Here is a 12,403-nt window from a genome sequence, read left to right on the forward strand (position 1 = left end):
CCCCGGAGATATCGAGGATCAGTGGCAGGCGACAGCCTTCTGCCTCTGCATCGGCTGCCCGCAAAAGCCGCAATCCGCTTTTCGGGCCGGCGCCCTAAGGCTCCCCGCCATTGGGGTTCGGCCCCTCGCCGCCTCGCCGCGGCTGATCGCCAAGGCGCTCGGCCACGGCCTCCCGAGCCTGCGCAAAGATCATCCCGACCGTCGCGACGATATCGTTGAGCAGACGAGCATCCTCTTCGATGGAGACGCCTTCAATCGTTGCGTTCTTGGCGTCGTTCAGAAACCGCTGCTCCAGGGCATCGAGACGCTCCGGCCCGCCCAGAATGGCGATCTCGACCAGGGCGTTCCTGGCGAGGCTCGCGGCACCGGCCAGCGACGCTGCCAGCGTGTTGATGAAGGCCTCTTGGCCATGGGGACCGCCGTGCATGGTTCCCTCCCGGTTGCGGGCAATGATCGCACCGAGCGAGACGCCGTGTCGAATCCAGCTGCCACTCCCAGCAGATTGCCGGAGCGGCCATCTGGGTTTGAGTTTCGCCCCGGAGCAGACMTCCACCAGCGGCGCACTCGCCGCTCCCGAAAGGTACGGCGCGTGACGAACGCGCCAGTTTAGCACGCCACGGCTCAGGCTTACTCATGAACTACGGATATGACTTCATGCGGTCTATGCCGTCTAATTGATCGATGGCGCCTCCCCTATCTTCGGCAGCACGGCGAGAGAACGCCCTTTGAACCCCGGAGAACAGGCGATGAAGTCACGTCTTCTTGGACAGAATGGCCTAGCGGTGTCGGCCCTCGGTTATGGCTGCATGGGGCTGGATTTCGGCTATGCCAACAGGCTCAGCAGGCAGGAGGGCGTCACGCTGATCCGCCAGGCGGTGGAGCGCGGCGTCACCTTCTTCGATACGGCCGAAGTCTATGGCCCCTACACCAATGAGGAGATGGTCGGGGAAGCRCTACGACCGGTCCGTGACCAGGTGGTGATCGCCACCAAGTTCGGCTTCAACTTCGTCGAGGGCAAGCAGTCCGGCCTGAACAGCCGGCCCGCGCAGATCAAGGCGGTCGCGGATGCCTCCCTCAAGCGGCTCGGCGTCGATGTCATCGACCTGTTCTACCAGCACCGTGTCGACCCCCGGCGTGCCGATCGAGGATGTCGCCGGCGCCGTCAAGGACCTGATCGCGGCCGGCAAGGTCAGGCATTTCGGGCTCTCCGAACCCGGCGCGAAGACAGCACGCCGCGCCCATGCCGTGCAGCCGATCACCGCCCTGCAGAACGAGTATTCGCTGTGGACGCGCGGCGTCGAGAGCAATGGCATCCTGGAAACCTGCGAGGAACTGGGCATCGGCCTCGTGCCCTACAGCCCGCTCGGCAAGGGTTTTCTCACCGGCGCGATGAGCAAGGACACCAAGCTCGGCGAGGGCGATTTCCGCAGCATCCTGCCGCGTTTCACTCCCGAAGCCATGGCGAAGAACCAGGCCTTGGTCGATCTCCTCCAGCGCATCGCCACCGAGAAGGGCGCGAAGCCGGCGCAGATCGCGCTCGCCTGGCTGCTCGCCCAGAAGCCCTGGATCGTGCCGATCCCCGGAACGACCAAGCTTCATCGCCTCGAGGAGAACCTTGGCGCCGTCGCGGTCGAGCTCACCGCCGCCGATCTTGCCGAGATCGAGCAGGCTGCGGCGGCGATCGCGATCGAGGGCGAGCGCTATCCCGCGCAATTGCTCGCGACCACCGGCCTTTGAGCGCCGGCAGGTCAACCGTACGGAACTGGCCCATGAGCAACGACATCGAAGCCAAGGCGCTGGCCTGCGCCGCCGCCCGGTCGCGCCCTGATGCGGCCGGCCAGCCCTGGCGGGTGCTCGGCGTGCTCAGCGTGCTGATAGGTTTCGCGTCGATCTCGACCGACCTCTATCTGCCCGCCTTGCCGGAGATGGCGCACGCGCTCTTCGCGCCGATACCGGGCTGATCGAGCTCACGGTCTCGGGTTTCCTGACCGGCTTCAGCCTCGGCCAGCTGTTCTGGGGCCCGATCAGCGACCGCTATGGCCGGTGCCGGCCGGTGGCGATCGGCCTCGTGCTCTTCGTCATCGGCTCGGCCGGTTGCGCATTCGCGGGCAGCGCCGGAGCGATGATCGGCTGGCGCATCGTCCAGGCCGTCGGCGCCATCATCTCGGGCAAGCAGATGAGATCAGGCTTCCCTTAGGAGTGGAGCCTTGTGACCGTCGCGATGGTCATCGGCGGATAGAGCCTTTGCGCGGCGAGCACCACCTCGAGGCGGTTGCGCACGTTCAGCTTGGCCATCAGGTTGGTCATGTAGCCCTTGATGGTCTTGTCGCTGAGCGACAGCTCGCGGGCAATCTCGCTGTTGCGTTTCCCAAGCAGCAGCAATTTGACGATCTGCTCCTCGCGGACGCTGAGCCTGTTGCTGATCGCCTTCTGGCGTTCGACCGCCTTGTCCTGCAAGGCACCGATCACCTTGGTCGCGAAGGCGGGTGTGACATAGACATCGCCGTGCTGCGCGGCCTGAAGCGCCTGGAACAGATCCTCGCCGGGGCTGCCTTTCAGGACATAGCCCCTTGCTCCGGCATCCAGGGCCCTGATCGCATCATCGGGGCTTGTCGAGGCTGTGAACACGATGATCTTTGTCTCGGGAGCGATCTTCAGCGCGTCCGCAATCGCCTGGAAGACATCCCCCACCATATTGAGATCGACGATCATCTCACCGGGGCGGTGCGTCCTGACGATCGAGACGATATCCTCCGCGATGTTCCCGGTCGCGGTGAGCGCGAAACCGCCCCATCGTTTGAGCAGTGCTCCGATCCCCTCCATCAACAAGGGGTGGTCGTCGACGATCGCAACCGAGCGGTCCGGCATGATCCCAGAACCTCTGTACCGTACTTCACCTCCCCAGGCCGAGCGAATGGTTGCTTAGTCAACGCTCTTTGTAAATGCTAAAAAAATCGAAACATTCTCGAACCATCATGGGCCGGAAGCGGAGCAGGAAGGCCGGGCTGGCAGGGGTTCGACCATGGCTCCGCGATTTGCCGCCCTGCTGCCCCGGCGCTGCGATGGTCAGGGCAACGATCACACCATCAGTTTGCGCCGGGATAAACTTCGAGGCGAGGATTCATCGGGATTTAGTCGCCAATCTGTACTATGATGACGGGGTGGGGACCTACTCAACGAGGGCTGCGCAATGAAAACACTCCTGATCCTGGCTATTTCAGTGGCGTTGTCTGGCGTCGGCGGATGCGCCTATTACGGCAAGGGCAAAGCACCCCCGCCCGCGCCAGCGGCAACGCCCATCGTCACCAAGGGCTGACGCCCCAAGCCAATATGTCAGAGAACGGCCGGTTCAACTGGCCGTTCTCTTCTCACAATACTTGCCTGCTTTGCTCTGCTTGCCTGAATTCTATCCCTCGATGTCTCGGCGACGGGTGCGCGAGGCCGCGCGCCTGGTGAGCCCGATGATAGGGTCCCGAGAGCCAAGCCGGGCTTCACCWTCTGCAGACAGACACTCTATTTCGGCGCGGCGGAATTCACCTGCGGATACAGCCGGGCCAGCGCCGCCTGGTCAAGATGCGGGACGAGCAGCGTCTTGAAGGCGTGGTCGACCTGTTCATATTCGACCTTGCAGCCACTGGCGCGTTCGGCCGGCAGCACGCCCTTGTCGACCAGCGCCTTGTAGCGGACGGGGTCGGAGCCATAGGCGAGGCAAAGCACGTTGTACATGCGCTGCAGCGGAGTGCTGTGAGCATCGGCGAATGTCTGCCCGTCGACCKGGCCGCCCGGCATCCGCTTGAGCTTCTTGAAGCTGTGGACGCCCGCCTCGTTGAGGTAGCAATAGACGATGCCGGCGATCAGGCCGTAGGCATCAGCCTTGTAAAGGTTGAGCTCCATGTAGGACGCAACGAAATCGGCGGCGTCCTCCTCATTCCCCAGCACCGGAATCTTGAGATAGTCGAAGATCGCGTGCCCGCCTTCGTGAAGAAACAGGTCGATGACCGGCCCGACAAGAGCATCGTTCTCACTCACCCAATCGGGCCGCTTGGGACCCCGCGCGATGTCGAGGACATACGCGACATACTCGTAGCAGATCGTGATCTCGTCATTCTCGAACCAGGCATCGATCTCGCCGTCGCAGCCCTTCGCCTTCAGCGTCAATGGCCTCGGCAGCCGGAAAAGCCGGTAGAATTCGGCCGCCTTCTCGAGTGCCTGCTTTTCACGCAGGAGATCGAGGACGGGCTGATGCGCCGGGTTCTTCGGCGCCTCGTAGGTGATGGTGACGACAGGCGCCGGCACGGCGGGCTGCGCGGATGCCGCTCCGGTCACGCTCAAAGCCAAGCCGAAAGCGCACACGCCGAATGACAGTCTGGAGGCTGGCCTCATGGCGGCTCCCCTTCCTGATGCGACCGATCAGGTAGATGCCAGCCTAACCCAGAAGGAGTGCTTGCGGGAGAGCGTCTGCGCCGTGGCAGGTCGGCTGAGACTTCGGATGGGATGACCGGGTTTCGATCGGGACGGCACCTCGGCCTTGCCCGGCATCGCCGCGCGTTGGCAATGGAGGATACGAGAGCCGGAATAACCGTAATGTGTCCTTCGCCTCATAGACCGGACCTTCCCGCCCCCGCGATGATCTGCCCATACTCATGGGGTGGGTTGCAGGGGGTATGAGATGGACCAGAGACGCGTCGCGGCGGCCGTCGAGGCGGCCGCCCGGGCATTGCATGAATCCGTACGAAACCATCATCAGTTTCATTGGGACAAGATGACCGAAACCTGGCGACAGGACTTGCGGAGCTACATTCAGCCCAGCGTGATCGCTGCGCTCGAGGCATCGGACCGGATCGTCGCGTCCTCGCCTCCCAGATCGGCATCGGTTGCGAGGCCGCGGCTGCCCTCGGTCGGGCGCTGACGCCGGCACCGCAAAGGCGGAGCGACACAAGTGGTTGCATCGCCAGGACTGGCCGCGCCATGTGGAATGACGCGGCCATGATCCTGGGCACGCGTCCCTGCGCCCCTGCCGCTGGACCAGCAAGGCCATGTCGATGACGCTGCGACAGCGCACATCGCTACGCTCGAGCCGCTCGAAGGCGTCGTTGATCTCGTCCATGCCGATCATCTCGACATCGGGATGAACACCCTTCTTGGCGCAGCGTCCGGGCCTCAGCGGGGCGCCACGATGTAGCGCAGATGCAGGATGCCATGCGCCAGCGGTTCGCAGCTCTTGAAGGAGAGCTGCACATCGCCGTCGAGGCCGTCTTCTCCGGCCCAGGCTTGCGGCGAAGAAAGAGCCGTTGATACCGGCGCCGCCCTCGAGCAGCAGCCGGTGGATGCCGAGCTCGTGGCCGAGGACATCCAGCATGGCGGCCAGATCGATCTTCGCGGTTTCGGCGACGATATAGGAGACACCGTCCGCGGCGAGTTCGGCGAGATGACTGTCTGCAACCCCAGGGCCGAGCAGCACCACGACAGGGTCGCCGCCGATCTTCGGCCCGGCAAAGTGGAGTTTGCCGGATGGATCGAGCGCTATCGCAAAGCACTCGGCTTCACGGACCGCGAAATGGCAGGGCCGCTCGACCGGGCCGACCTGGGCCGGTGCGTGCGGACCGACCTTGCTGATCTCGGCCATCGTTACCCGGCCGACGAGCCAGGCGTCGGGCTCGAGCCCCTCATGGACCTCTTCATAGAGCCTGGACCATTCGGCCTTGCTGCCATCGGGGCTCCAGGTGAAGCGGCTCGGATGGAGGCTGCCGTCCAGCGACGAGAGCATGTGGCAGATGACGATGGGTCTCATGGCTTGCTCCCCCAAGGCGCTCGCACGGAATGGCACCGCCCTTCGGAATGGCACCACCATGCGCGATGGCGCGGCCATGATCTTGATCCGACCCGCGCGCCCTACCCCRCCTGCGCTGGAACCAGCGAGGCCATGTCGATGACGAAGCGGTAGCGCACATCGGCGCGCTCGAGCCGCAGGAAGGCGTCGTTGATCTCGTCCATGCGGATCATCTCCACATCGGGATGAACCCCCTTCTTGGCGCAGAAATCCAGCATCTCCTGCGTCTCGGCGATGCCGCCGATCGGCGAGCCGGCGATACGCCGGCGGCCGAGCAGCAGCGGCACGGTCGAGGGCTCCGCGAGCGGCCCGACCTGGCCGACCAGGACGAGCGTCGCATCGACATCGAGCAGCGAGAGATAGGGGTTGATGTCGTGCCTGACCGGAACGGTATCGATGATCAGGTCAAAGCCGTTTGCGGCCCTGGCCATGGCCTCGGCATCGCTGGAGACCAGCAGCCGGTCGGCGCCGAGCGCCAGCGCATCGGCCTGCTTGTCTGCCGTACGGCTCATCACCGTGACATCGGCGCCGAGCGCAGCCGCGAGCTTCACCGCCATATGGCCGAGGCCGCCGAGACCAACCACGCCGACGCGGCTGCCCGGTCCGACATTCCAGGTGCGCAGCGGCGAATAGGTGGTGATGCCAGCGCAGAGCAGCGGCGCGACCTTGGCGAGATCGAGCCCGTCGGGCACGCGCAGCGCAAACTCCTCGCGCACCACGAGGTGCTTGGAATAGCCGCCATAGGTCGGCTCGGCCGGCTCGCAGGAGAAGCGCTCCTTGTCGTTATAGGTCTGGACATTGCCCTTGCGGCAGAGCTGTTCCAGCCCCTTGCGGCACTGGTCGCAGGCCTGGCAGGAATCGACCATGCAGCCGACGGCGACATGATCGCCGGCCTTGTAGCGGCGGACATCGCGGCCGACCGCGGTCACCCGGCCGACGATCTCATGGCCCGGCACCATGGGATACTGGCTCCAGCCCCAGTCGTTGCGGGCCTGGTGCAGATCGGTGTGGCAGACGCCGCAATAGAGCACCTCCATCGCAACATCGTTCGGCCGAAGCTCCCGCCGCGTGACATCGAAGGGGGCGAGCGGCGAAGCGGCCGACCGGGCGGCATAGCCAATGGTCTTCATGCCAGGTCTCCCGTCCTGATGGTCGTTGAAGCGCCGGCCTCATCGAGGGCCTGGCGCAGCACAGGAATGGCGGAATTGGCGGTCGGCCAGCCCGCTGAGAGGGCAAGATGGGTGACGAGCTCGGTCAGCTCGTCCGCCGTCACGCCATTGTCGAGCGCGCGCCGGACATGGCCGGGCGGTTCGTTCGTGCGGTTGAGCGCAACCAGGCTCGCGACGGTGATCCGGCTGCGGTCGCACTTCGACAGGCCGGGGCGCTCCCAGACCTCGCCGAACAGGACGCGATCGCCCAAACCGGCAAGGGCCGGAGCGACATCGCCATAGGCCTTTTGCGCAGGGCTGCGATCATCCGTCATCCCTGCACCTCTCCGCGATGAACCTGCCAGAGATAATCCTGGTCCACGACCTTCTCCATCCAGGTCACCACCGAACCATCCTTCATCGCGGCAATGGCGACATGCGCCATGGCGCAGTCCGGCGCGGCGCCGTGCCAGTGTTTCTCGCCCGGTTCGAACCAGACGATGTCGCCGGGCCGGATCTCCTCGACCGGACCGCCCTCGCGCTGCACCCGGCCCAGCCCCGAGAGCACCAGAAGGGTCTGGCCGAGCGGATGGGTGTGCCAGGCCGTCCGCGCTCCGGGTTCGAAGGTGACGGTCGCGCCGCTCAGGGCGGCGCCGCCGGCAAAGGGCGCATCGATCCTGACCGTGCCCGTGAAATACTCGGCCGGCCCCTTTGCAGAAGGCTGCGCCCCGCTTCGCTTGATGTCCATCCACGTTTCCTCACGTCCTCGTGCCTGGAGCCGGACAGACTCCCGCCCCTCCCAAGCACTGTAGCCGCGCGACATTCATTGGATTAGGCGATAGAAACCGCATGAAGCCRTATCGGGAGTTCATGAATGCGGCGCGAGGAACTGGTCGATCTCAATGCCTTCCTGACGGTCGCCGAGGAGCAGAGTTTCACGCGCGCGGCCGCCAAGCTCGGCACCTCGCAATCCTCGCTGAGCCATACGATCCGCCGGCTCGAGACCAGGCTGGGCGTGCGCCTGCTGACCCGCACCACCCGCAGCGTCGCGCCGACCGCGGCCGGGGAGCGGCTGCTCGGCACGCTGCGCCCGGCTCTGGAGAGCATCGGCTCGGAACTGGCCTCCCTCAACGAGTTGCGCGAGAAGCCGGCCGGGACGATCCGCATCACGACCTCGGAGCACGCGGCGACGACCGTGCTCTGGCCGGCTCTGGAGCGGTTCCTGCCGCATTACCCCGACATCCATGTCGAGCTCAGCATCGATTCCAGCCTGACCGACATCGTCACCGAGCGCTTCGACGCCGGCGTCCGGCTCGGCGAAGCGCTCGCCAAGGACATGGTAGCGGTCCGGATCGGGCCGGATCTGCGCATGGTGGTGGTCGGATCGCCCGGCTATCTCGCCACCCGCTCCATTCCCCTGACCCCGCATGACCTCGCCGAGCACAGCTGCATCAACCTGCGCCTGTTGAGCGGCGGCGGCCTCTACGCCTGGGAGCTGGAGCGGGATGGACGCGAAGTCCGCGTCCGGGTGGAGGGTCGGCTCGCCTTCAACAATGTCAGTATGATCGCGCGCGCCGCCGAGGCCGGCTTCGGGCTCGGCTTCGTGATGGAGGACCATGTGGCGGAGCAGCTTGCCCGGGGCAGCCTGGTCCGCGTGCTGGAGGACTGGTGCCCGCCCTTTTCCGGCTACCACCTGTATTACCCCAGCCGGCGCCAGCCATCGGCGGCCTTTGCGCTGCTCGTCGAGGCTTTGAGGTATCACACGTGAGGCAGGTCTGACCGCCCCGGCGAATACTGCCGGATGATGAGAGCAGCGTCCGAGAATAGTCGCCCTTCCTCGTCGGCCGCTTTCCCCAGAGCGATCATTCGGCGCGGACAGCCGGACTGCCATGGCCAGCTGCTAGCGGATCTCCCCCCGGCCTGGTGCCCGCGCTCGGAGGAAGCACAGTCGAGATCGAGCGGAAGCCGCGCTGCAGGCCGTGGGGCGAGTCTGCGTCGTCTGACGGCCGTAGGCTCCGTGCCCGTCACATCCCCGCCTCGCTCGACATGCTCCAGTCCAGTTCGCCCAGTCGCCGGATCGAGCCGCGCAGAATGCTCTCGAAAGCCAGGACGGCGGGCGACGGCGAACGGCCGCTGGGCCGGATCATGACGACGTCGCGTGCGATCGTCGGCTCGACCAGGGGTCGGGCGGCGATCGGGCGATGTGGGGTCATGGCCAGCGCATAGGTCGGGAGCACCGCGATGCCGAGACCGGCCTCGACCAGCGCCAATGCCGTGGTGATCTGCGAGACCGCGTAGAGCGGTCGCAACGGCACTTCCGCGGTCTCATAGCCGACCTCGACCAGCAGCCTGATACCGCTGTCCCTGGTCAGGGTGATCAGAGGCTGCCCGGCCAGATCGGCCCATGGCAGCGAGGAGCGCGTGGCGAAGGGATGCGTCCGGGCACAGAACAGCATGAGACTGTCCCGCGCCAGCGGCATGCGTTCGATGCCGTCCTCGATCGCCGAGAACGTGCCCAGCCCGCAATCTGCCCGGCCAAGCCTGACCTCCTCGACGATCGCATCGGTCCGCGCGTCGATGATGGCGACCTCGATGCCGGGATAGCGCTGACCGAGCTCGACGATGGCCATCGGCAGCAGGACGGCCGCCAGCAAGGGGGGAGCGGCGACGACAATCCGGCCACGCCGTCTTTCTGCGAGATTATTGGCATTGCGCACGGCCAGATCCAGGTCGTGCATGATCTTGGCCGACGCGCCCTGGAACTCGCGCCCGCCCTCGGTCAATTCGACGCGTCGCGTCGTCCGGTCGAACAGGCGCAGGCCGAGTTCCCGCTCCAGCTCACGCACGAGCTGCGAGAGTGCGGGCTGAGCCATGTGCAGCCGTTCCGCAGCCTTGGTGAAGGTGCCGCATTCCGCCACGGCGAGAAAGGCCTGGATCTGTCGAAGCGAGACGGTCATGGCAGACACTCATAAGCAAATCATCTGAATTCATACAAATATGTAGAATTGCCGTATAGCCCATCCCAATCGATGATCCTGGTCAAGGCGGGGGTCACGCATCGGGCGGGCCCGGCCCTGGAGATGGCCGGGGATGGCAGGGCTTCAGGTCAAGGAGCGTCCCGCGCTGCAGGATGGCAACGGGCCTGGCAGCGCGCCGCACGGGCCATCGTGCCCCTCGCGGAGCGAAGCCGGATGCTCGTCGATCGCAAGCGCTGTGCTCCCGCCGGCACCGTCCATTCGAGGCTCATGATGAACTGCTACCCTGACCTTCAGATGTATATCGGCGGCGCATGGAAGAGCGCCTCGAATGGGCAGCCGGTCCTGAACCCCGTCGACGAGAGCGTCATCGGCATGGTCCCGCTCGCGACGCGGTCGGATCTGGACGCCGCACTGTCCGCGTCGGCCGACGGGTTCATGATCTGGAGCCGGACATCGCCGCGCCGGCGCGGCGAGATCATCCTCAAGGCCGCCGCCCTCATGCGTGAGCGCATCGAAGAGATCGCCTTCTCGATCACGCTGGAACACGGAAAGCCAATTGGACAGGCCCGCCTGGAAGTGATCCGGGGCTGCGAGTTCTTCGAATGGGATGCCGCCGAGGGCCAACGCCTCTATGGCCGCGTCATCCCCAGCGAGCCCGGCATCAAATACATCGTCATGCATCAGCCGATCGGGATGGTGGCGGCTTTCTCGCCGTGGAACTTCCCGATGAGCCAGCCCTCCCGGAAGATCGCCGGCGCGTTGGCGGCCGGCTGCTCGATCATTCTCAAGGCTGCCGAGGAGACGCCTGCCGGCGCCATCCATATTGCCCGGGCCTTTCACGATGCCGGGCTGCCGGCCGGCGTGCTCAACCTCGTCTTCGGCATTCCGTCGGAGGTGTCCGACTATCTCATTCCCCAGGAGCAGACCCGCCTGATCGCCTTCACCGGTTCGACCGCAGTCGGCAAGCACCTGACGACTCTGGCGGCGCGCCATATGAAGCCCGTGCTCATGGAGCTTGGCGGCCACGCCCCGGTCATCGTTTGCGACGACGTCGACCCGGTGGCCGCCGCCATCGCCTCCGCGCAGCGCAAGTCGCGCAATGCCGGACAGGTCTGCACCTCTCCGACACGCTTCTTCGTTCACAAAAGCATCTACGCCACCTTCGCCCGGACCTTCGCCGAGAAGGCCCGCGCGGTGACCATCGGCAATGGCCTGGACCCGTCGACAGAGATGGGCCCCGTCGCCAATTCCCGCCGCATCGAGGCGCTCGAGACGCTGGTCGCCGATGCACGGGCCAAGGGAGGGCGCGTGCTGGCCGGCGGCGAACGGCTGGGCAACCGCGGCTACTTCTTCCCGGTCACCGTCATAGCCGATGTTCCCGATGACGCGCGCGCCATGCGAGAGGAGCCGTTCGGCCCGCTGGCGCTGATCAACCCGGTCTCGTCCCTCGACGAGGCGATCGAGAAGGCCAATGCCCTGCGCTTCGGGCTCGCCGCCTATGCGTTCACGCATGCCGCAAGCAATGCGGACCGGCTGGCGGAAAGGATCGAGGCCGGCAACCTCTCGATCAATACCCTCGAGGCCTCCGTCGCGGAGACGCCGTTCGGGGGCGTGAAGGACAGCGGCTACGGCCGCGAGGGCGGGGCCGAGGGGCTATCGCATTACACCGTCATCAAGAACGTCTCGCACCGCATGAGCATCTGAACGCGGTCTCTGACGGCGGGGCCGCAACAGGAGCATCGRCATGAAATATTCRAAGAAAGACGCAAAGGCCTATGCCCGCGCCAATATGAAAGGCATCTGGGCTGCCGCGCTGACGCCGTTCACCCGCGATCTCGCGATCGACCGGGACGGCTTCAGCACGAATATCCGGCACTGGACCGATCAGCTCGGCATCGACGGCCTGTTCATCGCCGGCAAGCAGGGCGAGTTCTTCTCGATGTCGCTCGAGGAGCGCAAGCTCAGCTTCGAGATCGCCGTCGCGGCCGCGGCCGGCCGGGCCGCGACGATCATGTCCTGTTCGGACCAGAACATGGATGTGGTGATCGATCTCGCCCGGCATGCGCAGAAGGTCGGCGCCGACTACATCGTCATCCACGCCCCGGTCCTGCATTTCTTCAAGGCGCAGGAGGAGACGGTCTACGAATACTACCGGACGATTGCCGAGAAGGTCGATATCGGGATTGCGCTGTGGAGCCATCCCGACAGCGGCTACCTGCTCTCGCCACAGCTCTGCAACCGGCTGGCCGACATCGAGAACGTCGTCGCGATCAAGTACAGTGTGCCGCGCCCGATGTATGCCGAGCTTACCAGGCTCGCCGGCGATCGCATCCTGGTCAGCAGCGCCTCCGAGGAGGAATGGCTCGACAACATTCTCGAGCTCGGCTGGCAGCTCTATCTCTGCTCCTCGCCGCCCTGCCTGATCCAGACGCCGCATGATCTGCGGA

At 65.5% G+C, this 12,403-nt stretch carries 13 protein-coding genes and 2 pseudogenes; 7 read left to right on the plus strand and 8 right to left on the minus strand.

Going from position 1 to position 12,403, the window contains the following annotated elements; translation table 11 throughout:
* Positions 1-94 precede the first annotated feature (94 nt).
* Complete coding sequence (locus AC1D34_RS31515) at positions 95-427, minus strand: hypothetical protein (protein ID WP_441504546.1); 333 nt, start codon at positions 425-427, stop codon at positions 95-97.
* 319 nt (positions 428-746) lie between these two features.
* Here AC1D34_RS31515 and AC1D34_RS31520 point away from each other — a divergent pair.
* The 3 genes and pseudogenes from AC1D34_RS31520 (at position 747) to AC1D34_RS31530 (ending at position 2,197) form a co-directional block, all read left to right on the plus strand.
* Positions 747-1,737 (plus strand): annotated as a pseudogene (locus AC1D34_RS31520) (aldo/keto reductase).
* A gap of 32 nt (positions 1,738-1,769) precedes the next feature.
* On the plus strand, positions 1,770-1,961 hold the full coding sequence (locus AC1D34_RS31525) for a hypothetical protein (protein WP_476826348.1): 192 nt from the start codon (positions 1,770-1,772) through the stop codon (positions 1,959-1,961).
* A gap of 23 nt (positions 1,962-1,984) precedes the next feature.
* Positions 1,985-2,197, plus strand: a complete 213-nt coding sequence (locus tag AC1D34_RS31530; protein ID WP_441504850.1) for an MFS transporter — start codon at positions 1,985-1,987, stop codon at positions 2,195-2,197.
* Here AC1D34_RS31530 and AC1D34_RS31535 read toward each other — a convergent pair.
* The gene (locus AC1D34_RS31535) at positions 2,194-2,868 is read right to left on the minus strand and encodes a LuxR C-terminal-related transcriptional regulator (protein WP_441504548.1); all 675 of its coding nucleotides are present in this window, start codon (positions 2,866-2,868) and stop codon (positions 2,194-2,196) included. The genes AC1D34_RS31530 and AC1D34_RS31535 overlap by 4 nt on opposite strands.
* 322 nt (positions 2,869-3,190) lie before the next feature.
* Here AC1D34_RS31535 and AC1D34_RS31540 point away from each other — a divergent pair, with 322 nt between their 5' ends.
* Positions 3,191-3,316 carry a hypothetical protein gene (locus AC1D34_RS31540; protein WP_441504549.1) on the plus strand — a complete coding sequence of 42 codons (126 nt, stop codon included), beginning with the start codon at positions 3,191-3,193 and terminating at the stop codon, positions 3,314-3,316.
* Positions 3,317-3,513: 197 nt separating this feature from the next.
* Here the strand turns inward: AC1D34_RS31540 and AC1D34_RS31545 are convergent, their stop codons facing one another.
* The 5 genes and pseudogenes from AC1D34_RS31545 to AC1D34_RS31565 all read right to left on the minus strand — a co-directional run bounded on the left by AC1D34_RS31545 (position 3,514) and on the right by AC1D34_RS31565 (position 7,726).
* Positions 3,514-4,296 (minus strand): DUF4344 domain-containing metallopeptidase, encoded by a 783-nt coding sequence (locus AC1D34_RS31545; protein ID WP_476826349.1) that lies wholly within the window; start codon positions 4,294-4,296, stop codon positions 3,514-3,516.
* An 864-nt stretch (positions 4,297-5,160) separates the two neighbouring features.
* A pseudogene (locus AC1D34_RS31550) lies at positions 5,161-5,791 on the minus strand (dihydrofolate reductase family protein).
* Between the two features lie 101 nt (positions 5,792-5,892).
* Positions 5,893-6,960 carry an NAD(P)-dependent alcohol dehydrogenase gene (locus AC1D34_RS31555; protein WP_476826350.1) on the minus strand — a complete coding sequence of 356 codons (1,068 nt, stop codon included), beginning with the start codon at positions 6,958-6,960 and terminating at the stop codon, positions 5,893-5,895.
* Entirely contained in the window at positions 6,957-7,313 is a 357-nt protein-coding gene (locus tag AC1D34_RS31560; protein WP_441504553.1) for a carboxymuconolactone decarboxylase family protein, read from the minus strand. The genes AC1D34_RS31555 and AC1D34_RS31560 overlap by 4 nt, the downstream gene beginning before the upstream one ends.
* Positions 7,310-7,726 carry a (R)-mandelonitrile lyase gene (locus AC1D34_RS31565; protein WP_441504554.1) on the minus strand — a complete coding sequence of 139 codons (417 nt, stop codon included), beginning with the start codon at positions 7,724-7,726 and terminating at the stop codon, positions 7,310-7,312. The genes AC1D34_RS31560 and AC1D34_RS31565 overlap by 4 nt, the downstream gene beginning before the upstream one ends.
* Positions 7,727-7,852: 126 nt before the next feature.
* Here AC1D34_RS31565 and AC1D34_RS31570 point away from each other — a divergent pair, with 126 nt between their 5' ends.
* Entirely contained in the window at positions 7,853-8,746 is an 894-nt protein-coding gene (locus tag AC1D34_RS31570; protein WP_441504555.1) for a LysR family transcriptional regulator, read from the plus strand.
* Positions 8,747-9,002: 256 nt separating this feature from the next.
* Here AC1D34_RS31570 and AC1D34_RS31575 read toward each other — a convergent pair whose 3' ends face one another.
* The gene (locus tag AC1D34_RS31575) at positions 9,003-9,935 is read right to left on the minus strand and encodes a LysR family transcriptional regulator (protein WP_441504556.1); all 933 of its coding nucleotides are present in this window, start codon (positions 9,933-9,935) and stop codon (positions 9,003-9,005) included.
* A gap of 291 nt (positions 9,936-10,226) precedes the next feature.
* On the opposite strand from AC1D34_RS31575, the gene AC1D34_RS31580 reads away from it, so the two are divergent.
* Both AC1D34_RS31580 and AC1D34_RS31585 read left to right on the plus strand, forming a co-directional pair.
* Positions 10,227-11,660 (plus strand): NAD-dependent succinate-semialdehyde dehydrogenase, encoded by a 1,434-nt coding sequence (locus AC1D34_RS31580; protein WP_441504851.1) that lies wholly within the window; start codon positions 10,227-10,229, stop codon positions 11,658-11,660.
* A gap of 40 nt (positions 11,661-11,700) precedes the next feature.
* On the plus strand, positions 11,701-12,403 hold a 703-nt coding region (locus tag AC1D34_RS31585; RefSeq protein ID WP_476826351.1), incomplete at its 3' end, for a dihydrodipicolinate synthase family protein.

The organism is Allobosea sp. P1_A7 (assembly GCF_056406775.1).